24 protein-coding genes are annotated in these 23,161 nt (G+C 44.2%); 16 read left to right on the forward strand and 8 right to left on the reverse strand.

Going from position 1 to position 23,161, the window contains the following annotated elements; all coding sequences use genetic code 11:
* Window positions 1-267: 267 nt before the first annotated feature.
* From FFM80_RS06030 to FFM80_RS06040, 3 genes are all read left to right on the forward strand, one after another.
* Window positions 268-1,131, forward strand: a complete 864-nt coding sequence (locus FFM80_RS06030) for a hypothetical protein (RefSeq protein WP_137639989.1) — start codon at window positions 268-270, stop codon at window positions 1,129-1,131.
* 186 nt (window positions 1,132-1,317) lie between these two features.
* Window positions 1,318-1,620: an LlsX family protein gene (locus FFM80_RS06035; protein WP_137639990.1), complete on the forward strand. Its 303-nt coding sequence runs from the start codon at window positions 1,318-1,320 to the stop codon at window positions 1,618-1,620.
* A gap of 58 nt (window positions 1,621-1,678) precedes the next feature.
* Window positions 1,679-2,845 carry an MDR family MFS transporter gene (locus FFM80_RS06040; RefSeq protein ID WP_137639991.1) on the forward strand — a complete coding sequence of 389 codons (1,167 nt, stop codon included), beginning with the start codon at window positions 1,679-1,681 and terminating at the stop codon, window positions 2,843-2,845.
* A gap of 56 nt (window positions 2,846-2,901) precedes the next feature.
* Here FFM80_RS06040 and nrdI read toward each other — a convergent pair whose 3' ends face one another.
* A complete protein-coding gene (gene nrdI / locus FFM80_RS06045) occupies window positions 2,902-3,375 on the reverse strand; it encodes a class Ib ribonucleoside-diphosphate reductase assembly flavoprotein NrdI (RefSeq protein ID WP_137639992.1) in 474 nt (157 codons plus the stop codon).
* Window positions 3,376-3,911: 536 nt separating this feature from the next.
* On the reverse strand, window positions 3,912-5,279 hold the full coding sequence (locus FFM80_RS06050) for a hemolysin family protein (protein WP_137639993.1): 1,368 nt from the start codon (window positions 5,277-5,279) through the stop codon (window positions 3,912-3,914).
* A gap of 675 nt (window positions 5,280-5,954) precedes the next feature.
* Here FFM80_RS06050 and FFM80_RS06055 point away from each other — a divergent pair.
* On the forward strand, window positions 5,955-6,296 hold the full coding sequence (locus FFM80_RS06055) for a hypothetical protein (protein WP_137639994.1): 342 nt from the start codon (window positions 5,955-5,957) through the stop codon (window positions 6,294-6,296).
* Window positions 6,297-6,323: 27 nt separating this feature from the next.
* The gene (locus tag FFM80_RS06060; protein ID WP_137639995.1) at window positions 6,324-6,743 is read left to right on the forward strand and encodes an Hsp20/alpha crystallin family protein; all 420 of its coding nucleotides are present in this window, start codon (window positions 6,324-6,326) and stop codon (window positions 6,741-6,743) included.
* A gap of 88 nt (window positions 6,744-6,831) precedes the next feature.
* On the opposite strand, the gene FFM80_RS06065 is transcribed toward FFM80_RS06060, so the two are convergent.
* Window positions 6,832-7,194 carry a hypothetical protein gene (locus tag FFM80_RS06065; protein ID WP_137639996.1) on the reverse strand — a complete coding sequence of 121 codons (363 nt, stop codon included), beginning with the start codon at window positions 7,192-7,194 and terminating at the stop codon, window positions 6,832-6,834.
* A gap of 172 nt (window positions 7,195-7,366) precedes the next feature.
* Here FFM80_RS06065 and FFM80_RS06070 point away from each other — a divergent pair, with 172 nt between their 5' ends.
* From FFM80_RS06070 to FFM80_RS06080, 3 genes are all read left to right on the forward strand, one after another.
* Entirely contained in the window at window positions 7,367-7,891 is a 525-nt protein-coding gene (locus tag FFM80_RS06070; protein ID WP_137639997.1) for a DUF1836 domain-containing protein, read from the forward strand.
* A 188-nt stretch (window positions 7,892-8,079) separates the two neighbouring features.
* Window positions 8,080-8,835, forward strand: a complete 756-nt coding sequence (locus FFM80_RS06075) for a LytR/AlgR family response regulator transcription factor (protein WP_223877308.1) — start codon at window positions 8,080-8,082, stop codon at window positions 8,833-8,835.
* 9 nt (window positions 8,836-8,844) lie between these two features.
* The gene (locus FFM80_RS06080) at window positions 8,845-9,501 is read left to right on the forward strand and encodes an HD domain-containing protein (protein ID WP_137639998.1); all 657 of its coding nucleotides are present in this window, start codon (window positions 8,845-8,847) and stop codon (window positions 9,499-9,501) included.
* Between the two features lie 282 nt (window positions 9,502-9,783).
* Here FFM80_RS06080 and FFM80_RS06085 read toward each other — a convergent pair whose 3' ends face one another.
* Window positions 9,784-10,563, reverse strand: a complete 780-nt coding sequence (locus tag FFM80_RS06085) for a hypothetical protein (protein WP_137639999.1) — start codon at window positions 10,561-10,563, stop codon at window positions 9,784-9,786.
* 4 nt (window positions 10,564-10,567) lie between these two features.
* Window positions 10,568-11,071, reverse strand: coding sequence for a Cys-tRNA(Pro) deacylase (gene ybaK / locus FFM80_RS06090; RefSeq protein ID WP_137640000.1), 504 nt, complete (start codon window positions 11,069-11,071; stop codon window positions 10,568-10,570).
* 619 nt (window positions 11,072-11,690) lie between these two features.
* On the opposite strand from ybaK, the gene FFM80_RS06095 reads away from it, so the two are divergent.
* Together FFM80_RS06095 and FFM80_RS06100 are read left to right on the forward strand one after the other, a co-directional pair.
* Complete coding sequence (locus tag FFM80_RS06095) at window positions 11,691-12,410, forward strand: GntR family transcriptional regulator (protein WP_137640001.1); 720 nt, start codon at window positions 11,691-11,693, stop codon at window positions 12,408-12,410.
* A gap of 333 nt (window positions 12,411-12,743) precedes the next feature.
* The gene (locus tag FFM80_RS06100) at window positions 12,744-15,110 is read left to right on the forward strand and encodes a phosphoketolase family protein (RefSeq protein ID WP_137640002.1); all 2,367 of its coding nucleotides are present in this window, start codon (window positions 12,744-12,746) and stop codon (window positions 15,108-15,110) included.
* 66 nt (window positions 15,111-15,176) lie between these two features.
* Here FFM80_RS06100 and FFM80_RS06105 read toward each other — a convergent pair whose 3' ends face one another.
* Both FFM80_RS06105 and FFM80_RS06110 read right to left on the reverse strand, forming a co-directional pair.
* Window positions 15,177-16,064 (reverse strand): RluA family pseudouridine synthase, encoded by an 888-nt coding sequence (locus tag FFM80_RS06105; RefSeq protein ID WP_137640003.1) that lies wholly within the window; start codon window positions 16,062-16,064, stop codon window positions 15,177-15,179.
* A 65-nt stretch (window positions 16,065-16,129) separates the two neighbouring features.
* Entirely contained in the window at window positions 16,130-16,579 is a 450-nt protein-coding gene (locus FFM80_RS06110) for a universal stress protein (RefSeq protein WP_137635002.1), read from the reverse strand.
* 1,246 nt (window positions 16,580-17,825) lie between these two features.
* Here FFM80_RS06110 and FFM80_RS06115 point away from each other — a divergent pair.
* From FFM80_RS06115 to FFM80_RS06125, 3 genes are read left to right on the forward strand one after another with little or no spacing between them, the layout of a single operon-like run.
* Window positions 17,826-18,839, forward strand: coding sequence for a lipoate--protein ligase (locus FFM80_RS06115; protein WP_137640004.1), 1,014 nt, complete (start codon window positions 17,826-17,828; stop codon window positions 18,837-18,839).
* A 16-nt stretch (window positions 18,840-18,855) separates the two neighbouring features.
* Window positions 18,856-19,242 (forward strand): hypothetical protein, encoded by a 387-nt coding sequence (locus FFM80_RS06120; RefSeq protein WP_137640005.1) that lies wholly within the window; start codon window positions 18,856-18,858, stop codon window positions 19,240-19,242.
* Between the two features lie 13 nt (window positions 19,243-19,255).
* Window positions 19,256-19,705, forward strand: a complete 450-nt coding sequence (locus FFM80_RS06125; RefSeq protein WP_137640006.1) for a hypothetical protein — start codon at window positions 19,256-19,258, stop codon at window positions 19,703-19,705.
* Window positions 19,706-19,849: 144 nt separating this feature from the next.
* On the opposite strand, the gene FFM80_RS06130 is transcribed toward FFM80_RS06125, so the two are convergent.
* The gene (locus FFM80_RS06130; RefSeq protein ID WP_223877309.1) at window positions 19,850-20,503 is read right to left on the reverse strand and encodes a VTT domain-containing protein; all 654 of its coding nucleotides are present in this window, start codon (window positions 20,501-20,503) and stop codon (window positions 19,850-19,852) included.
* Between the two features lie 625 nt (window positions 20,504-21,128).
* Here FFM80_RS06130 and FFM80_RS06135 point away from each other — a divergent pair.
* From FFM80_RS06135 to FFM80_RS06145, 3 genes are all read left to right on the forward strand, one after another.
* Window positions 21,129-21,704, forward strand: a complete 576-nt coding sequence (locus FFM80_RS06135; RefSeq protein WP_137640007.1) for a hypothetical protein — start codon at window positions 21,129-21,131, stop codon at window positions 21,702-21,704.
* A gap of 183 nt (window positions 21,705-21,887) precedes the next feature.
* Window positions 21,888-22,154: a hypothetical protein gene (locus FFM80_RS06140; protein ID WP_137640008.1), complete on the forward strand. Its 267-nt coding sequence runs from the start codon at window positions 21,888-21,890 to the stop codon at window positions 22,152-22,154.
* Window positions 22,155-22,224: 70 nt separating this feature from the next.
* Window positions 22,225-23,070: an aldo/keto reductase family protein gene (locus FFM80_RS06145; RefSeq protein ID WP_137640009.1), complete on the forward strand. Its 846-nt coding sequence runs from the start codon at window positions 22,225-22,227 to the stop codon at window positions 23,068-23,070.
* Window positions 23,071-23,161: the final 91 nt, after the last annotated feature.

Consider the following 23,161-nt stretch of genomic DNA (forward strand, 5'->3'; position numbering starts at 1 on the left):
ATGATTGCGCTTAACTTATATTATAACAATCATTATGAGTCATCGTCGATAATCAGTTTAAGAAAGTCGTCTAAATTACGCTTGGTATTGGTTGAAATTAGCGTTGGCCGGTTGGTTCCTAAAATGACACTTTAAGCCAACTAGCCCCAAGCGTGTCTAAGTTGTGAAAAATTATTAAAAACTTTATTGCGTTTCATTCAGATAACTAGCTTGATTTTAACGAAGAGGTTATAATATGGACTGAAATAAGAAAGGGAGTTATTTTTGATGCAAACTTCAAAGAAGTTAATCTCAGGTTTATTAGCAACGGTTACGGCCGTTTCATTGTTTGCCCCTGCTGCTTTAGGTACGAACAGTCAAGCAACGGTTGCCCAAGCTGCTACTAAGAAAGCAGCTAAGACCACGATTGCGGTCGATGGTGTGACTAGTAGCGCTAAAAAGGTTACCGGGACGGCTACTAAGGGTGTCAAGGTAACGGTTTACGCTAAGAAGGGTGCTAAGGATTCCAACGCTGGAAAGAGCAAGATTGCTTCAGCAACAGCATCATCAAAGACGGGTAAGTTTACGGTTAAATTACCTAAGACTTACAAAAAGGGTACTGATTTATACGTTTACGCCACTCAAGGTAAGTATTCATACATGTACCGGATTGTTAAGGTAACGGCGCCTAAGAAAGCAACTGCTAAAAAGACGACCACTAAGAAGACCACGGCTAAGAAGACGGCCACTAAGAAAACGACCGCTAAAAAGACCACTGCTAAGAAGAATTATGGCAAGGTCAGCAGCGTTGCCGGGACTTGGAAGTCATCTAGTTACAAAGGCTACTACACCAAGTGGACGTTAACGAATGGTAAAAAGATTACCGTTAAACGTTACAAGTCAGGTGCTAAGACTAAGACCTTGTTGAACGGGACTTATACTGCCAGTTCTAGCAACAAGCATCTTTGGAAAGTCGATGCCAAAGTTGGTAAGAAGACTGAAAACTTCTACTTACGCTTCCGGAGCAGCAAGACGTTCTATGTGGTTAACAGCAAGAACGTGCGGTTGAAGGAAAACCTTGGTCAAGGGGCTAACTACTTCACCTATACCAAAGTTGCTACCAGCAGCAAATCTAATGTCTTAAGCTTCTAATTTTAGTAGGCTGACGTTAGTTAAAAGACGGTCCAATCGCAACAGCGATGGTGGCCGTCTTTTTTTGCGTTAACTTAACTAAAGAAGTCCCGGCTTATTTTCGTAAAAAAGATGCTGGGTGTCGGTAAAATACCTGTGCAAGGGGCCCAAACTCGCGATAATGAAAGTAAAGCGAGGGGACAGCTTATGACACATCGGTGGTTACGACTTGGCGTTGAGTTACTGGCAGGGATACCCGTGGCGATGATGATTATTTTTATTGGGGTGGCCGTTGGTTATTTTTTGATGCAGGTCTTACCGGCCACGCATTTTAACTTACGCGTTTTAGGCCTGTCAGTCTATCAGATTAGTCGACAGGGGCGGTCGGTTAGCGGCCAGTTGAATATGAAGTCCGCACAAGAGTTAGGGGTGTTTTGTTCACTGGCTATCGTTTTGGTGAGTGAATCATGTTATACAATCTGGCATCCGCGGGTACAACACAAGTTTTAGTAGGCGGTAGCCGGGTGAGCGCGTATACTGAAGAAAATGGAAAATTTAGGTGAGCACAATGCAGAAAGAAGTTCGGCTGCGATGGTTGTTTTTAGCAAATTTGCTGAATAACGCTGGCGCGGCTTTTATGTGGCCGTTAACGACGGTCTATATGCACAATTATTTGAAGCAGACCTTGACGTTTTCAGGGGTCGTGCTGTTTTGTATGTCGCTAGCCATGATCTTGGGTAACTATGTCGGCGGTCATTTATTTGATCATTGGCGGCCCTATCAAACGGCAATTCTTGGCGTGATTATTTCGACCGTGACCTTGGCGACGTTGATCTTTTGGCATAGCTTATGGCCGTACGCTGTGGGCTTGATTGTCGTTGGTTTCGGTGATGGGATTAGTATGACGGTGGTGAATGCGTATGCGGCCACGGTGACGACTAAGTCAAATCGATATGTGTTTAATATGTTGTACTTGGCGTTGAATGTCGGGGTTGTGATTGGCACGCTACTGGTTGGTTACTTGTTAGACTTGGGGATTAATGTGGTCTTTATGGTGACCACGGCTTGTTATATTGGGCTGATGATTATTGTGTTGAGCACCTTTAATGTTCAATTAGCCGCCAAGACAACGACCGCGGCTAAAGCTGAAACAACTGATCAAACACCGCGCCATAAACGGCAATTAATCTGGTTAATTTGTTTGATGATTTTTTCAATCTATCTGAGTTATGCGCTGTGGGAAAGTTTGTTGTCTGTGCATATGACTAATCTCGGGATCCCATTTCGGCGGTATAGTGAAGTTTGGACGATCAATGGGTTACTGATCATTGTCAGTCAGCCAATTGTGACGCTATTTAACGAACGGTTTAAGATTGGCACGCAGATTGGTTTTGGAATTACCCTATTTGCGTTATCATTTTTAGGGCTTGTCTTCGCTCGGCAATATGCGGATTTCATTGTGATTATGGTGGTTTTAACGCTTGGTGAGGTGATTGGCTTGCCAATCGTTCCGGCGTGGGTCGATGATATGGCCGCAGTGGATCAGCGTGGCAAGTATCAAGGACGTTTCAATATGGCGCTCTCGCTCGGTCGTGCGGTCGGACCGCTATTCGGTGGGATGATGGTTGCGCAGTTCTCATATGCGATTTTGTTTATGACGGTGACAGTGTTAATGCTGGTCACTTTAGGCGTCGTATTATGGCGGGCAGCACGTGAACAGTTGTTAAATGGTTAAGACTTTTGAAGATGAAAAAACGGATCACACCCAGTGCATGGGCTGATCCGTTTTCTTTACTTACTAAAGGCATGTAACCGTTCTTTCATCACGTTATAGATGCGTTCCGTATCAACGGAAGTCCCGCGTAATTCGTAGTCACCGATTAAATCGGTATCCAGTTGTTCCGCGTAACGCCGAGCAGTTAAGCAATATTGTTCATTGAAGTTCTTGTTCCCACTACCAACGACACCGAGGCAAAGACTTGGATTTAAGTCGTAGTTTAAGTATTCACCTAAGGTATTTGTCATGAGTTCCTTGACCCCAGTATCAATCCCGTTCCCGCCATCTAGATAGGTTGGGACAAAGGCAAAGTACGGCTTGGTTTCAATGGCAAATTCAGTTTGATCCGTAATTTCTTTTAAGGTAATCAAAGGGTTACTGTCGTCAGCTGCATGCTGGGTTTTGGCATAGTCCTGCATCCCAGTGACAAACGATCGGGTATTGCCTTCAATCGAAATATAAATAATATTAATGACATTTTCACTCACGGCCGGTTCCTCATTTCTGTATTAACATACGTTTAGTTTACGCTGTACGCGGTTGTTTTGCAATCAACTTCCGGTAAAAGTTTAAAGGGTTTTCACAATTGGCGCGCCTATGAACAGTTAGTGGCCTAAGGATGATGACAGTTATTGTGATGTCGACTAGAACCAGTACTAAATGTGACCGGTAACAGGCACGCTTCACAGGCTAACTAAATTTATACCAGTCCAAATAATAACTAATAGTCGCTGGCATTTTTTACTGAGTTATTGGATCGGTAAATAAGTGCCCACTTTTAATGACAATAATTTAAAGTGACATGCTTAGGGCTAGTTAAAACTATCACTGGCTGATTAATTTTCAAAGTGTTGAGACGGCAACACTCCAGCTGAGCCTTTTAGTAACCAACTGCTCAGATAAAGTTATAGTTCGAACAGTTTGCCAACCTGGTTGGGGCAGCTTAAGCTGACAAGTGTCAAACCAGCCATTATTAAGTCAAAAAAAGCGCCAAGCTAGGTTAGCTTGACGCTTAAAGCGGTGCTTAGTCTTGATCGTCATCCGTTTTAGCAGTTACTGCTGGAACGGGGGACTTGCGACTGACTTCAAACCAATTAATGTAGGCATTCTCAAAATCGAGGGCCTTAAAGGTGAAGTCGGCGATCTGAATCGTATCACCAGCTTGAATCTTCGGGAAGTTATCCAAGATGTAGCCGGTTAAAGTGACCACATCGGAGTCCTCAAATTCTTGCAGGTCGGTCTTAAAGAACCGTTCAAAATCATATAAAGTCATTTTACCGCTCATACGATAGGTGCCGTTGTCTTGCTTCTCGACGTACTCCGTCGAAACATTGTCGATTTCATCGTTGACTGTTCCGAAGAGTTCCTCGTAAATATCTTTATCCGTGACAATCCCACTCGTCCCACCGTATTCGTCAACGACGACCACGATTGGAGTTTGTTTTTCAATCATCTTTTGCAAGATGGCTTGAATCGGGGTGGTTTCAGGAATGGTAATGATATTACGCAACACTTTATTGACCCGAATCTCATCATCAACTTCGCCTTGACGAATCAAGTCGTAGTTGTAGACGTAACCGAGAATCTTGTCCTTATCATTGTTCGCCACGACCGGTAACCGGCTGAACCGCTTCTGTAGATAAACCCGAATGGCTTGTTTAACGGTATCGTTAATATCAATGACAACCAATTGGGTCCGATCAATCATGATATCTTTGGCAATCTTATCGTTAAATTCAAAAGCGCGTTCCATATACAGATAATCATCACGGTCTAATTGACCACCGGAGACGGCGTTACGTGACAAGTTTAAGATTTCAGCTTGCGAATAAACATCGTTATCCTCATTAGCCACGGGAATACCTAGCATCTTAACCACGCCGGTCGATGAAATATTCAATAACCAGACGAATGGGTAGAAGATGACGTGGAACCACCGTAATGGGGTCGTGATGACCGCCATTACCTTTAACGGCATATCGATCGCGATGTTTTTCGGGACGATTTCGGTTAAGACGACTTCTAAGTAGGTCAGTAAGAAGACCCCGAGGATAATACTAATCCCACGCAGAATCGAGGTACTGATGGACAGGTGGAATAGATCTAACAGCTGTAACACGAAATGTTCAGTTGTTTGTTCCCCAATCCAACCTAAGATAATCCCAGCTAATGAGACCCCGACTTGAGTTGTTGATAAGTACTCGTTTAAGTTTTGCACCATGTGCAAGGAGGTCGCGATCCGTTTGGAAGGTTTATCCCGTTTTTTCTGTTCTTCTTCGAGGGCGCTTGGTCGGGTCTGAACTAAAGCAAATTCACAGGCCACAAAGAAAGCGGCGACGCAGAACGTAATGACAATAATGACTAAATTTAAAATTATCTGGCCACTGTCCAAAGAAACATTCCTCATTTCATTTATTTGATACCTAAATTATAACGCGAAGTTGACCATCGTTGCCAGTCAGGTTTCAAATTCGCTGATTTAGTTTGGGGTACGGTATGTTGCCACTCTGGTTGGGTCAGCATCGGCTGGAACGTGGTGGCCGCGTTTTTGAGCCAAAGAGCGGTCTCAAAAACGGGCTTGATCTAAGCCGACAAAATTCGTCGACTAAGATCAACGACACCACTGAGCCAATGCTGACCCGCCCGGCGTTAATGTATACGTATCATGGCATCAGCTATGATAGCCACGATTAGTGCTTGTCTAATCCAATGTTCGCGGCGCAACTGGAAACTATTTGTTGGGATTGGTCGGCAGTTAGTGGTGATTATGAATGAACACTTAATTAGCGTAGGGCGGGCTGGATGACGCTCAGTGGTGTCGTTTGACTTGACCGAGTGGGCTACTCGGTTTAGTCAAAGCCCGGCTTGGAAGACCGTTCTTTGGCTTCCAAACGTGGCCACCACGTTCCAGCGTCAATCCAGCCCAACCGAAGCGGAAAATTACACCTTTTCGAAGTAGCTACAATTATAAGGATAGTCACGTTAATTTGCAATCTAAGAAAGAATGGTTAACGTTTTCATAGATTGGTGCTAAACTAAAGGTATATTAAGTCAAAGGAGATCTTTTGTGATGCCAGTAGAAACGAAAACTAAGATTCATGAGGATTCGAAGAAATTGGTCTATGACGATAGTGATGTTAAGAAAGCGATGGATTTGATTCGGAGTCGGGGATATGTAACCCGTGCCGATTTCAGTAAGATGGATGATGAAGATTGGGCTGAAGGCTTCGATAAGAAGATTGAAGACGGCTTTATCAAGTCTGACAATGAAGATCCATACGTTTACTTTGAACAATTTGACTTTAAAGGCGGCGACATTGATTCGATTATCTTTGATATGGATCAAGTCGGTACCCGGGAACATGCTTTAGATCTTTTAGCCGCGGCAATTAAGCAAAACGCGTACTAAACCAATCCGTTAACAGGGGGTCTGACCATGCGTCAGCATTTATTTAGTCACTTGGATGACTTAAGACCAGTTGCATTACTCAAACGCGCACACCATGAAGCTCAAGCCATTTTAACGGCTCATCTTGTCATGAAGACGGATGTGGTCGAACACGATGATGATTATACGGTAACCGCTGAATTACCCGGTTTTGATAAGGATGCGATTACGGTTAAGTATGTCGATGATTGGCTCACGCTTAGCGCGGACCAAGGCAGTGATGGTCATCAGCGTGATGACGACGGCCGGGTTTTACGGCGTGAGCGCCAGACTAATACGCTTACCCGACGTTTTTACTTTAAAAATGTCGTCAGTCAACAGATTCAAGCGCACTATCATGACGGGTTATTAACGGTCACACTACCTAAAAAGGTAACGGATGACGCGGGGAAGATTGACGTGCAATAGGGCGTTTAACCCTAACCAACCAAAACATGCAAACAGCCAAAAAAACCACTAACCACGATCTTGGTCGCAGTTAGTGGTTTTTAGTCGCTTATTTAGGATCGTCAGCGCTGGCTTCAGCCGCATCGTGTTCCTTGTTAGCTTCAGAGATGCTCATGGTAATCGTCTTCGGCCGGTCTTTAAAAATGACGATCGTGCCTTTACCTAAGAAGTCTTTGGGACCATCGTAGGCCAGGTCATATTCATTCGCAAAGGCGCCTTCCTTTTGCAAGGTCATAAAGAAAATCTTAGCGTCTTCATAGTCGTCACTAAACATAACGGCCATGGATTTATCGATGAGCAACTTTTCTTTGCGCATTTCATTAAGTCGGTGCCATAATCCATCAATAACTGGTTGGGGCAGGCGTTTCTTAACATCTTCACCAGTTCGGTGTTTCTTGGTCATTTCATACATCTTAAATAGCCACCTTTTCTATCTGAATTTATTGTCAGATTGAACCTAAACGTTGCATAACGATTTAAATAATACCACAAAGGGTAAATTTAATGCCATTTATAAGTTAAGCTAGTTTACATGACTAGTTAATCTGTATATAATGATGATAAAGGATTGAGGAGGGATTTACATGGCAACCAGCGTCACCTATGCGGATTGGAAACAGCGCATGAGCAAAGTTATCTTACCCAAATGGACAGAATTACCGAATTTTGATCTATATATGGATCAGGTCTTGTTACTGATTAATGAGACTTTGCAGCCACTAGGGGTTGATCCGGTGACGGCCGCGATGATCAATAATTATGTTAAGCATAAAGTAATCTTATCACCAGTGAAGAAGAAGTATCAGATTATGCAATTGGCGGACATTATTGTGATCAGCTTATTAAAACCAAGTTATCCGCTCGATATGATTCGTGAAGGGATTGATCAGGTTACCGCAACTGGCTATCCGAAACGGGCTTATGATAATTTCATTACGGAATTGGTTAAACGACTGCATCATTTAGATGAACCGGTCCGGGTTTCTGACCAAGATCTAAGCGGTAGCTTAACTGTTGCAGCTGCCCAACTAATCGTTGATAAATTGCGAACTGACGAATTAATGCGACTGAACCAAGCCCACATAAAACCAAAACAGATTGAAAAATGAACAATCTATGTCGAAGGACCGTGAAACCGCAAATTAATTGGGTTAACGGCCCTTTTTCTAGTTGCTGGAAGCCGTTTCTTCTAGTATGATTGGTGGGGTGTCATACTAAATTGTAAACAATTGAATAAGAAAATAGGCAAGCAAGACGACTGTATTTTAGGACAGTTGTCTTACTAAGAGAAAGAGTGATGGCTATGCAGGTTTTCATCAGTGACGATAATGAACAACAACGTCTCTGGTTGACCGAAATCATTACTGCCCAGTTAAACCAATTGCAATTCGATTATGAATTGGCGCCGGTTTGGCAGCCAACCGATGTATTACGCATGGTACGGGCTAGTAATGGACCGAATATTTATTTTTTAGATATTGTTTTAAAACAAGCAACCAATGGGATTGAATTAGCTTCAGCCATTCGGAATTATGATCCGGATGGGTTTATCATCTACGTCAGTGTGCGTGATGATATGCTACCGGAAACGTTGAGTGCCATGACAACGCCAACCGGGTTTATTTCGAAGGCCGATATGTTTGATAAGGCCAAGTTTGTACCGCGGGTGACGCGGGTACTCCAAGTTATTAAGCAGCGCTTAGTGACTTTAAAGCAAGCACCGGAACCGACTTTAACTTTGAAGAGCGGCGCGTTATTATTAAAGCTAAAGCTTCGGGATATCGTGTATTGTGAGAAAGTCCATGGACTGCGGACCACCCGGATTGTGACTGATAGTCAAGCGTACATCGTGCATAAGAATTTAAGTACGATCAAGGCCCAACTTCCGGCGACTCACTTCTTTAACGATTTCCAGAGTTATGCGATTAACTTAGATAAGATTGTGACGGTCAACTTTAACAAGGGGCTCGTTAGCATGGCTAACGGTGACCGCTTGTCCTTTAGCCGTGGGACAATCAAGAAGTTGCGCGCATATTATCAAACTCAGGAATAGGATGATTAAATGATAACGGATGCTCAATTAACGGCGATTGCGACCTATGCCACGGCTCGCTTAGCACAAGATAAGAGCGGGCACGGAGCGGACCATCTTCATCGGGTCGTTAAGTTAGCTCGGCGACTGGCGATTGCGGAACAAGCCGACCTGAACTTAACTTTGGCAGCAGCTTGGCTGCATGACGTGATTGATGACAAGCTAATGGCTGATCCGGAGCAAGCACATCAAGCGCTGGCAACCAAATTGACTGCTTTACAGGTTAGGGTAGCAGCCCAACAAGCGATCTTTGAGATCATTGACCATATGTCATTCAGCAAGTCACTGAATGGGACACAATCATTGTCGTTAGCGGGACAGATCGTTCAAGATGCGGATCGCTTAGATGCGATTGGCGCGATTGGTATTGCGCGGGCCCTGTATTACTCTGGGCATGTCGGCGAAGCTATCTATGATCCAAAGGTAGCGCCACGTGAACATATGACCAAAGCCCAGTACCGGAATCAACCAGGAACCGCGATTAATCATTTTTATGAAAAGTTATTTAAGCTGGAAGGTCTAATGAATACGGCGGCAGCAAAACAATTGGCCCATCAACGGACACAAGTGATGCGGCAGTTTGTGACCCAATTCAAAGCTGAATGGGACGCCGATGATCAATCATAATTAAAATAACGCTTGTCCCGACAGCACAAAGTTGTCGTGGGCAAGCGTTATTTTTTGATCTTTTTACATCACCCTAAATACTACGAGAAGACTCAGGATGGCTAGCATCGGCTGTTTATAAGCTAATGTTAAGTCATTGCAACTAGAAGCCAAGTTCTTACTGAGCGTAAAAAAATTAAAAGTCCTATCTAAATTTCTGCAGTAAATGCCATTTAGTATAGGACTTTTAGGTCCAACTTAAATTTTTAAACAAGGATGAAAGCGACGGTTACTTGAAAATATTTAGGCCCGTAAAAAGCGGGTAATTAACATGACTAATAGGGACACAATCAGTGAATAGCTGAGAATAATTGCCATCGTTAGCCCAAAGGTAGTAATAGCTTGAAGAACTGTAGCGGCATGCACATCTAGTAACGTGATCATGGTGGTGAAGATGACTAACACAACGATTGTACTAGACAAGCCTAACGCACTATTCTGATAGTCAGCGGGGCTAAGGTCAAAGCCGCCAATCACAATTAAGACCGTCAGCAAAAGAAGCAGTAATAATTGCCACCAATTGCCGACTTGCTGAGTTAGGACGGACCAACTAGCGGTCCAAGCCAGTCGCGTCGGGTTAGCAGCTAGCTTTAAAATGGCGTGGGCCAATCCTGGAAATAAGAGGTAGTCTAAGCCGAGTAAGCTGGCCGTACATCCAAAGATTGGCGCAATTCCAATGAATAGATTGCCAATTGTTTGGTAGAAGCTGTGTTGACTCCAAGTATGATTGACATAACCGAGGGCTAAGTCGTCATCACCGCCGTTGCGCCGATTCAAATGAGGCAACTTCAGTAAGCGGACCGATTGAATCCCGTGACGAAAAATGAGGGCCATGATTAAATGACTAGTTTCATGGATAACAATGCCTAAACAGCCAAGGTAAACTTGACTGTTGATCCCGAATTTAGTGACGAGATTGCTTTTAGTCTGCCGGTTAACCACGGTGAGTAACCAGGCAAACACTGCGGGAAGTCCTAACAAACTGCCTAGGACTAACCCATAATTGATGACGAGCTGTTTCAAAGCATCACTCCGTTAAATCGCCAAAGGTCCCATGCACAAGTTTGCGTAGGTCTTCGGCGTCAATTTCAATTGAACGGCCAATTTTGCCGGATGATACGAGCATTTTACCTTGTTTTTTAGCACTGTCATTGATAAAAATTGGAAATTTCTTGGTTTCCCAAATCCCCACGGGGGTGTTGGCCCCATGTTGATAGCCGGTCGTGCGTTCCAGATCTTTGAGCGGAATCATGCCGACTTTTTTATTGCCAGATAGTTTAGCTAATTTTTTGTAGCTTAAATGTTCATCTAAAGGTAGAACGCCAACTAATGGACCGGTCTTATTGCCAATTAGCGCCAAGGTCTTATAGATATGATGTTCATCGACCCCTAAGTGATCGACTTGTAGCTGTTCAACATCGCCTTCCGTTTCAGTGGGAAACTCGAATTGTTGGTAGCTAACATTGGCTTTATCTAAAATTTTTTCAACTAAAGTTTTACCTAATTGATCTTTTTTCTTCTTCTTTGACATGCTAATCTCTTCCTCACAATCATAAAAGTGCGTTCCAATTATTCAAATGGACCGGGGTACTCTGCCATCAGGTCCTAAATTCTGCTATACTACAGGTATAATTAGTCATAACAGGTTGCTGGCGATTAGACGCATCAAGCTATCAACAATTACAGCTGATGCATATTGAGCGTGGCCGTCTCCGTTGACCAGCTGGTTCGCGGTGGGGCAACCCCTGCAGCCATAGTGCGGTCTGCAGGGCGCTTTTAAGCCGAAAGTCACGTCTTAAAAGTCGGCCCAGACCCTAACCTGGGATAAGTCACCCAGCTAAGGGTCTCGACACGGCGAACCAGCTGGTCACTACGACTCTTGTTAGTTGTTAATTAATCATGCAATTGACTAATTTCGACAATAAGTCAGCGCAGGGCGGGCTGGATGATGCTCAGTGGTGATAGTTTACTTGGCTGGGTGTTTTTCCCCGGCCTAGTAAAAGCCCGGCTTGTGAGACCGAATTTGGCTCACAAACGTGGCCACCACGTTCCAGCATCAATCCAGACCAACCGTAGCGGAAAACTAGCACTATGTTGCATTGATACTAATAGCCAGTCAACTAGTTATATTAAATAAAGGAGGGACCGGGATGGCCGATTTAGTTTATCAACAAGTGATGACCGATTTAAAAAAACGGATTATGGCCAATGAATTCGCTGATAAAAAGTTACCAGATGAACGGAGCCTCAGTGATCAATATCAAGTGAGCCGCAGTTCGATCAAGCGCGCATTGAATGTGTTGGCAAATCAAGGCTTGATCTTCAAGAAGCGCGGATCCGGAACGTTTATCAATCCATTATATCTTAAAAACCAATCGTCTTTTCAATATGAAGGGACGAACCTGGGGATTACCGACAGTCTGAATACTGAAGGTGCGCACCCTAGTATTCAATTATTAGACTTTCAGGTCGTTCCTGCAAGTCAAGAGTTGCAACAGGACCTATTTTTAGGGCCAGATGAGTTTGTTTATGAGATAAAGCGCTTACGCTTGCTCGATAACCAGCCGTTCATGATTGAAACGGGGTATATTCCGATTAAGTTAGTGCCGGAATTGAATCGTGAGGTTATCAGTGGCTCAATCTTTAACTATGTCCAGGCGACGAAGCATGCGGCGGTTACCAAGTCATTCTTATCGATTTCAGTCGATGCGTCGAATGCAAATGATCAAAAGCTATTGGCGCTCAAACCGACCGAACCTGTTGGCGTGATGAGTGGGATTTTCTTCTTAGATGATGGGACGCCCTTTGAAGTCTCGAACATGCGCCTACATTATCGGTATATGAAATATACCACGTTTGTCAAAGTCTGAGTTTCGGCGTTAGGGGTGATTGAGCTGAAATAGAGGCGCTTGATCGTGTTTAATCTAAATTGATACGACAATTCCTTGGTCGTCAATTTGAAATAACTTGCTTCAGTTGCCAAAATTTGCCAATTGCTAAAAAATAAAATCAGTAATCACTAACCGGTGCGATTGTCATGATAGCGCCGGTTTTATTATGCTTTTAATTTGCCAAGTTGAATAATTGGACCGTTCCAATAGTCAAAAAGGTTGACTTTAAAAAATAACTTGATAAGATGATACTTGTAAACGATGTCAGATTTATCTTGACGGCACTTAGGCAAATGAAGAAGGGGCTAACACATGACAACTGATTATTCATCACCAGCATATTTGCAGAAGGTTGACCAATATTGGCGTGCAGCTAATTACTTATCAGTCGGCCAATTATATTTAAAAGCGAATCCATTATTACAACGGCCATTAAAGGCCAGTGACGTTAAAGTTCATCCGATCGGTCATTGGGGAACGATTGCCGGTCAAAACTTTGTGTATGCCCACTTGAACCGGGTCATCAATAAGTATGGCGTTAACTTATTTTACGTCGAAGGTCCCGGTCATGGCGGCCAGGTGATGGTCTCCAATTCTTATTTGGATGGCACTTATACGGACATCTATCCTGAAATCACACAAGACAAAGCCGGGATGCAAAAGCTTTTCAAGCAATTCTCATTCCCAGGTGGGGTCGCTTCACATGCTGCCCCAGAAACGCCGGGTTCGCTTCATGAAGGTGGCGAACTAGGCTATTCCTTATCGCATGGGACGGGGGCTATCTTAGATAATCCGGATCAAATCGCGGCGGTCGTCGTTGGTGATGGGGAAGCTGAAACGGGGCCGTTAGCGACTTCTTGGCAATCCAACAAGTTTATCAACCCAATCAATGATGGGGCGGTCTTACCAATCTTGAACTTAAACGGCTTCAAGATTTCGAATCCGACCTTACTTAGTCGGATGTCTGATGAAAAGTTGACGCAATATTTTGAAGGCCTCGATTGGGACCCCATCTTTGTTGAAGGGACTGACCCTGAGAAGGTCCATCCACAGATGGCTAAAGCCATGGATACGGCGATTGAAAAGATCCAAGCGATTCAAAAGCATGCACGTGCAACTAATGATGCCAGCTTACCAACTTGGCCAATGATTGTCTTCCGGGCGCCAAAAGGTTGGACGGGGCCAAAATCATGGGCTGGCGATAAGATTGAAGGGTCGTTTCGTGCCCATCAGATTCCAATTCCAGTCGACCAAAACGATATGCAACACGCCGATGCGTTAACGGATTGGCTACAATCGTACCGTCCAGCTGAACTCTTTACCGAAGATGGACAATTAAAGCCAGAAATCGCAGCAATCATCCCGCAAGGCCAAGCCCGGATGGCGGCTAATCCAATTACAAATGGTGGGGTTAATCCAAAAGCATTGGACTTGCCAAACTTCCGAGATTACGCGGTTGCTAACCAGCAACATGGCGAAACCATTAAGCAAGATATGTTAGTTTGGTCGGATTATTTGCGTGATGTGATTAAAAAGAACCCCGATAACTTCCGATTATTTGGACCCGATGAAACGATGTCGAATCGCTTGTATGGTATCTTTGAAGCCACGAATCGACAATGGCTGGAACCGGTTCACGCTGATAGTGACCAATATGAAGCACCGGCTGGTCGTGTCTTGGATGCCCAATTGTCGGAACACCAAGCAGAAGGTTGGTTAGAAGGGTACGTCCTAACTGGTCGACATGGGTTGTTTGCCAGCTACGAAGCCTTCTTACGTGTTGTGGATTCAATGTTGACCCAACATTTCAAGTGGTTACGGAAGGCCAATGAACTTGATTGGCGTCAAAAGTACCCATCATTGAACATCATTGCGTCCTCGACTGTTTTCCAACAAGATCATAATGGTTATACCCATCAAGATCCGGGGGCCTTGACGCATTTAGCTGAAAAGAAACCTGAATACATTCGGGAATATTTACCAGCCGATGCCAACACCTTGTTAGCCGTTGGTGATGTGATCTTCCGGAGCCAAGAGAAGATTAACTATGTGGTGACTTCAAAGCATCCACGCCAACAATGGTTTGGGATTGAAGAAGCGAAGAAGTTAGTTGACAATGGGCTAGGGATTGTTGATTGGGCAAGTACTGATCAAGGGAGCGAACCCGATATCGTCTTCGCTGCGGCTGGTACTGAACCGACCCTGGAAACGTTAGTGGCGATTGACTTGTTGCACAAGCAATTCCCAGCAATGAAGATTCGCTTTGTTAACGTGGTTGATTTATTGAAGTTGCGTAGTCCTGAAAAGGATCCGCGAGGGTTGAGTGACCAAGAATTTGACCATTACTTTACTAAGGACAAACCCGTTGTCTTTGCGTTCCACGGCTATGAAGATTTAGTGCGTGACATCTTCTTTGATCGCCACAATCATAATCTACATGTCCACGGTTATCGTGAAAACGGGGATATTACCACGCCATTTGATGTGCGGGTGATGAACCAAATGGACCGTTTCGACTTGGCTAAAACAGCGATTGCTGCACAACCAGCCATGGAGAATACCGGGGCGGCATTCGTTCAACAGATGGACGATATGTTAGCTAAACATGCTGCTTATATTCGGGATGCCGGTGATGATTTGCCAGAGGTTAATGATTGGCAATGGACCGGTTTGAAATAGAGTCTAAAGGTTGAGAATAATTAAAGGACATTATCACTGCGGCTAAGTAGTGGTAATGTCCTTTTGTTAAGTCATTAATTGAAAATTTTCCGGTAAAGGGGCTTTGACTGTAATCAAGTCGGTACTGAATGGCAGCTGTAGATGTAATTGCACGGCATGCAACATTAATCGTGGCACGGTAGCCGCGCGCGGGTCATAGAGTGGATCGCCCATGATGGGGTGACCGTTGGCAGCTAAGTGTACCCGTAATTGATGGGTGCGGCCGGTCTGCAAATCGAGCTTGACTAGGGCTTGGTCGGCTGTTTGGCGGATGACTTGATAATCAGTTAGTGCCGATTGTGCATCGACGGTGTTGATCCAGCGCTTGCGTTTATCGGTCGGATGATGGCCAATTGGGTCGTTGAACTGGCCGCTGGCGGTCGTGAACTGGCCCCAGACCCAAGCATAATAAGTTCGGTGAATCTGCTTACTGCTAATAAGGCGGTCGAGGATCGGTACGACCACTGGATTTAAGGCGACTAACATCGCCCCAGACGTTTGCTGATCGAGCCGATGAACCATGTAAGGTGCTTGTCCAGTTGGCTGGAGGAACGCGGCCAGATGGTTTAGAATCGAGCCGACTTCGGCTGGCTGGTTTGGGTGAGCTTTCACGCCAGCCGGTTTATTGACGACTAATAAGTCTTGGTTTTGATATAGAATCTCAATTCCCGTCGCAGAGTCTGGCTGGTAACTGGAGATTGGCGTGCGAAAGTCAGTTGGGATGAATTGCATCGTCAAAGCATCCCCCGTCTGTACCACCGTTGCCACCGATGCGGGCACCTGATTGACCCAGAGGCGGCGGCCTTGACGCAACTGACCCTGAATCCGTTTAGGTAAGAGCCACGTTTGTAGACAAGTCCGAACGGTGGCTTGGTTGAGGTCAGTCGAGATGGTGATTGTTTTAGTCCAGTGCATGTTAGCGAACCGCCTTTCCAAGTGGCATAAAAAAATAACGCGTCACCGCGTTATTTCGAGGTTATTTATTTATCTGGTTTAACGATTAAGACATCGCAGACCGCGTTACGGCTGACGTAAGTGGTGACGGAACCAACCATTAAACGTTCAACGGCAGACAGGCCAGTTGAGCCAATCATGATTAATTCATTGTGATGGTCGGCTGGAAATTCACGGGCAATGACGGTCTTAGGATTCCCAAACCGCACGTGCATCTCAACGTCACTGACACCAGCGTCGATGGCTTCTTGTTTTAATTCTTCGAGGCGTTTTTGAACGTCTTCTGAAAGTTTGTAGATGACATCGCCACTGACTGCCCCGCCATAGGTGTCACTGAACTGGTTGACTTCAAGTACGTTTAAGATGTCGAGATGGGTGTTATTGCGTTTGGCAACTTCGATGCCGCGTTTTAGCACTTCTTCGGTGACCTTGGAACCGTCAACTGGTACCAAGATATTTTGATATTGTTGTAACATAATGGTTACCCCCGTTTTTAGTAGCTAATTAATAACACTATTTTAGCATTAAATCAATGAACTGTAAGCCTTTTAGTTTAGCGAACCCGGTAAAGAGCGGGGTGAATCTTTTGGTTATTAACCGAACCTAAAACTTGGCAGCGCTACCACAACGACTTATAATATAAGTATCAGATAGATAGCGATTACGACCGCTATTAATTTCAGGCATCCTGGTTGGCTTCGGCTGACTGGGATGTTTTTTAGAGTGTTCGGACCAACGGGTTGCTCCTGAGCATTGCTTAGTGAGTCAATGATACCGGTGATTTTCCGGTATGATTGAGTCGCGTAGCAAGCGCAGGGAGCAGTTGGTCCGAACACGTTTCGGCTTGTAAAATAAAAAGATCCGTACCACAGCCAATAATCCGGCTGACGATCTTGGTCATCGATAAGTTGATTTAAATACACTTGGTGCGAGTTGAAACTGCTGCCTGCCGGTTGGATTCTAAAATACTGGAACGTCATGGGCTATTTTGAAGCCAACAACGGTCTTCAAAACTGGCCTTGGCCTAAGTCCGGTTTAAGAACAACGACACAGCTGAGCATTTTAGAATGCAACATCTCGGTTAAATGACTAAACTGAAAGTAATCAATCGTTAATTTTTCAATTACCGTTAGTTAACGTCGGGCGGACCAGAATTGGCTCAGTGGTGTCGTTTATCTTGGTCGGTGATTTTCCGGCCTTAGATAAAGCCCGGCTTTTGAGACCGCTTTTGGGCTCAAAAACGTGGCCACCACGTTCCAGCCGATTCTGGACCAGCCAGAGTGACAATTTAAACCAACTAGCACCAAGCGTATTTAAAGCTAACCGAACCGATAAACCAGCAATTATCCAACAGTCATTGCAATCGCTTACATTCTATGCTATATTTGACCTATCGGAAGAATCTAAGGTCAGTATCAACGTTACCCAATTGTTGTAACAAACCCGTCAAGTGATAGCTAGTGCAGTATACAGCGTTTCCGCTAATTTTCGGATAACCGACTGGCCAACTTCCATCTATTGATGGCACGAAATATCCGGGGAGAGCGTTAGCCGCCAATCAATACGCTCGAGGATCTGGATTGTGGATAAATGATATTTGGGGGATGAAGAATCCACACTAAATTTTAGTGATTCTTCCAAGAAATGGACTCACTTTGTGGGTCCTTTTTTTAGTCTTAGGGTATGATGAACTTATCTAAATAGCTGAGGAGCTGAGAGCGAATGTATTACGTTGCAATGAAGGATCATGATATCGGTCGGAATTTGGCCACAGAACAATATTTGATGAATAATGTTGACTTTGATGAACCGTTAGTTTTGTTTTACTATGAAGAACCAAGTATTATTGTTGGCCGTAACCAGAATACCTTGGAGGAAATCAACGCCGATTATGTTCGTGAACATCACATTACAGTGACCCGGCGGTTATCTGGCGGGGGCGCCGTTTATCATGACCTCGGCAATCTCTGTTTCAGCTTCGTGGTTGATAGCGATAGTCAAGAGTTTGGTGATTTTAAGACGTTTACCAAGCCGATTATTGATGCGTTGCATGCGATGGGGGCTACCACGGCGACGGTTAGCGGGCGTAACGACTTGTTAGTTGATGGTAAGAAGTTCTCGGGCAATGCTATGTATTCACGGAACGGCAAGACGTTCTCACATGGGACGTTAATGCTAAACGTTGACTTAGATGTGGTCCCACATGCGTTGACCGTGCCGACTGATAAGATTGCGTCCAAAGGGATCAAGTCAGTGCGTAGTCGGGTCACAAATCTACGGCCTTATCTGGCACCAGAGTATCAAGCTATCACGGTTCCTGAATTCCGAGATACCTTATTGAAAAAACTATTTAAAGTCGATGATTTGGCAGAAATCGCCGATAAAGCCTACCAAATCACGCCAGAACAACAAAAAGCCATTGATAAAATCTACGAAGACTATTATGCTAATTGGGATTGGGTTTATGGAAAGTCACCAGAATTTACAGTCAAACGGCGTCAACATTTTGATATGGGAACGATCGATGCACGACTCTTGGTGGCAGATGGTCATATCCAACAAATTAAATTTTACGGTGATTTCTTTGGTAGTGGTGATGTGCACGATGTTGAGACGGCTTTAACGGGCCTACGGTATGATCATGATACGGTGGCCGAGAAGCTGAGTACGCTTGACTTGAATACGTACTTTACGGGGATCGCACCCGCTGATATTACCAAGTTAATCACCGATTAAGTGAAAGGGTGGTTGCGTGAAGTTAACTCGGCTAGTCGCATTTGCGTTTGTGTCATTTTTTTGTTACGGTATCGTCAATTGGCTGATGTCTGCTGGTCAACTACACTTATCAACAACGCACGTCTCAACGGCCCACATGTGGCAAGGATTACTGATTGCTTTAGTGCTCTACTTTGTCGGCATTTTAGCGGTCTATGTTAATCGCATGTTAGGCTTTTATGTACTGGGACTAGTGATCTTGATCTATTCATTAGGCTTGATTAGTGCGTTAGTGTCTGGTTATCAAAGTATGGCTGGCATGGAAATTAAATTATTGCTGGAAGCGGTGGCGGCAATTGGTTTGGCCGTGAACTTTTATACGGTCGTCTTGTTGACGCGCTGGCGAAAGCAAACGAATTCATAAAGTGGGGGATACGATGCAACGCAATGTGCAAGATTTTATTGATGCCGTTACCGCTGAAGAGCTGACAACGACATCGCTCAAGGGTGATTATGATCAGTTAACTGATCAATTGGCGACTTGGTTAAATGGCTTTTTAGATGCGGTTGCCAAGGATCAATTAGTTCAAGCAAACTTAACCACGGAACACGACCCAGCAATCAGCTTTCGGCTGGAAACGAGTGTGATTAACTTACCGTTGGCGAACTTAACTGAGATTGGTAAAGTAACGGTCGCTGAAGACACGATGCCAATCAATCTTTACATGATTGCTGAATCTGAAGCCTTTCGTTCTGGCTTACGAATCGATGAACTTGGAAGTGCCGATGATGTCTTGGCGGACCGTGCGGGGGCTTTGAAATTATTGACCACGTGGTTCGAAGCCCAGATTGATCGGTTGAATACGATTATGGATGCGGCTGAATAGACGAAACTTTTACAATAACTTTATGATAGCTTTACAATCAGCTGTTATGCTATGAGTTGTGTCAGAGCCAAGACAATACAATTTAACAAAAAATACCCACCTAACCAGGGAAGTGAAGCGCCGACTGGTTAAGGTGGGTATTTTTTATGAATTGCTAGTGGTTAGATGATGGCGTTTGATTGCTTGGTAGCCATAGCGTGCAATGATCGGTAGGAAGATTAAGGCCAACATAATCCAAGTGAAATTATTTTGAACAAACGGCCAATCACCGAAGTAATAGCCGCAGAAACAACAACTGCCGACCCAGAGCAAGACGCCAAGAAAGTTCCAAATCTCAAAGTGATGCCAATCCATGGCGGTCGTGCCGGCAATGACCGGGACGAATAAGCCGACAAATGGGATGAAGCGGCCCCAGAGTAACGACGGCTTTTCATGGCGGTCGAATAGTGCTTTAGTGGTATCTAGTTTGCTTGAATTAAGGCTTTGATTCAAGCGGGTATAACGATGATCAGCCCGTCGAGTGAGTTGATACTTCAACATTGCGCCGCCAGTGGCTGACAGGATAAAGACGACTAATAATAGCCAAATATTTAGTTTTGAATCGGCGTTAGCGGCAATCGAACTACTGAGAAAGAGTAAAGATTGCCCTGGCAGAAATGCAAACGCCAGAAAGCCTGATTCTAAAAAGATAATCATGAATAAAACCACGTACGACCAGCCACCGATTTGATTCGTGATGGTGACGAGAAAGTTTAGTGGTCGCATAAAAATGGTGATGACGGTCATCAACCATGTCATTGTTGTGCCCTCCCGTTAGTGTCCGGTTAAATATACCATGTTTAAGTCATATTGAAAAATAAATATTGTTCAACTCGTTTTAAACTTTGCAGTGAGGTTACCTTATTGACTATATAAAACAATCCAAAGGTGTTTACTTAATATTTATGAATGAAAACAGGATAATAATAGCTGTATATTAGTTTTAATATCTTGAAATGATAGATTTAATCGGCAAGTATTAAAATCAATTAGCATATAATTAAAATTATGTTAGCCCCGGATTGAAAAAATGAATTGATAATTACTTTAAAAACTTGTGGTATTTCTGAAAAGGTGTTACAGTTACTACTGCGATGAGTCGATAGAGTCAGATCGTCAGTAATGGCGGTTCCGCGCGAGCGGCTAGTGACTAAATTGATAGCGGGGCATGTTTTTCCGACGTATTTCGGATTGCTTGGGTCACTGATGTTGTGGAACACGTCACCCCTACTGGTTTTTACCAATACCGCGATTAAACGCGCCAACTGTATTTATGCAGCTGGCGCGTTTTTTTGTGTGTAGAAATCAATTATTTGAGACTGACTTATAGTAAAATTAGGATATTAGTTAGGATTGTTTTTTGGAGGAGAAAAGGGGCATTATTTTGAAAAAAGCTGGAGTAACCGTAATTGTATTAATTTTAGTTATTTTAGGTGGGTGGTTGATTTTGCGGCCACGTCAAACGACGACAGCTAAACCGGTGACAGCCACTAGCACGAAAGTCAAAAAGTCATCATCATTAGCTAGCAGTTCATCGTCAGTCAGTTCAAAAGTAACGAAGTCATCTTCAAGCAGCCATTCAGAATCGGTGGATAAGTCCAATGTGCGAACAACCAAAGATAAGCCAGCAACGACCACGACTCAGCAGGCTGGAGTTGATACGAAGAACTTAACGACTGAACAGGTGAATGAGTGGGTCTGGTCAGATTTGCAGTCAAACTATGCAGGAAAAGGCATGACGATCCACGACTTCTTATTCGAGACTGAGATGAAAAATGACGGTCTAGTTTACATTGATGTGCGGGAAAATCATGACACCGAAGATATGAAGGCACAGGGCGCTGATCCCCATGTTAATCCTATGATTGCTTACTATCGAATTAGTAATCAGGGATATTTGGAAAATTCCGGTGATGCCGGTGTCCATTGGGATGTGGTTTCAAGAGCCTATCAAAATTAATGAGATTAGGTACTAAAGACTAAGAATCAGTCATCACTGAATGCAGGTTCAGTGGTGACTGATTTTTTGAGTCAATAGATTGTTGGTTTTCGACTGGTAAGGCACATTGAGGGCGAGTCGTTAGCGGAGTAGGTTGTGTTTACTGTCAGAGTAGTGAATAATGAATGCCTGGGGGTGAACGAGATGCAAAAGTTTGTTCAAGGGACACGTCAGGTATCTGGTTGGGTTACTCTGATTTGTGCGGTCTTGGGACCATGGGTGATGTTCTTTATACAGCCAGGTGTCGGCATGGTGATCGGTATTTTTAGTGTCATTGCTTGTGAGCTTTATTTTGATTTAAGATGGACGACTTCACGCTGGGGGCAACTTAAAGCGTTGGTCATGGCGGCTGGCTTAGCAGTTATTGAGATCATTTACTTTTTGCTAGTTGCTGGAATTGGCCATTATTGAGACTAATTAGTTGCCTTAGAGTAGGACTAAGGGCCTAAGCTAAAGACAGTTAATTAGAGGAGGACTTTAAATGAACACAATTACAGAAACGTTTACGTTAAATAATGGCTTAAAAATGCCAAAAGTTGGGTTTGGAACTTGGCAGACCAAGCCAGGTAAAGAAACTTACGACGCCGTTAGCAATGCCTTGAAAGCGGGCTACCGGTTTATTGATACTGCGAAGGCTTATCAAAATGAACAGAGTGTTGGTGAAGCGTTAGCGGACGCCGATGTTGACCGCCATGACGTCTTTGTTCAGACAAAGTTACCTGGTGAGACGAAGACTTATGAAGGAACTTTGGCGGATTTCGATAGTAGTTTAAAGGCATTGAACTTAGATTACGTCGACTCTTATATTATCCACGCGCCATGGCCATGGGCACAGATGGGGTCTAACCATGATGCGGAGAATCGTGAGGTTTGGCGGGCGATGCAAGATATTTATGCTAGCGGCCGCGCCAAAGCTATCGGGGTTTCGAACTTCAATTCAGCTGACTTGGAAAACTTATTGACTTGGGATGGGATGACGGTTAAGCCGGCTGTTGACCAGATTCAATACTATGTTGGCCATACACAAGCAACAATCGTTGAAACGGCGAAGGCCAACCAGATTGTGGTACAGGCTTATTCGCCGTTAGCAACGGGCGGTTTGCTTAGCAGTCCAGAACTTGAACGGGTCGCTGATCAGTACCACGTTTCAGTGCCACAATTAGCGTTACGCTTCATTATTCAAAATGGCGTGGCACCTTTACCAAAAGCACGGGCAATGGCGCACGTTGAAGCTAACACGCAGCTCGATTTTGAGATTAGCGATGCCGATATGACGATGCTTAATCGATTAACTGATAAAAATGGCTGGCATCCAGTGGGGGACTAAGCTTTAACAAGCAGGGATTGGCGGCAATAAGCTGGCTGATGCCTGCTTTTTTTGCGCTCCAAGCTTGACTTAAAGTTCAGTTGAAGGTCTA

The sequence above is a fragment of the Lactiplantibacillus dongliensis genome, assembly GCF_005405105.1.
Lineage (GTDB): Bacteria > Bacillota > Bacilli > Lactobacillales > Lactobacillaceae > Lactiplantibacillus > Lactiplantibacillus dongliensis.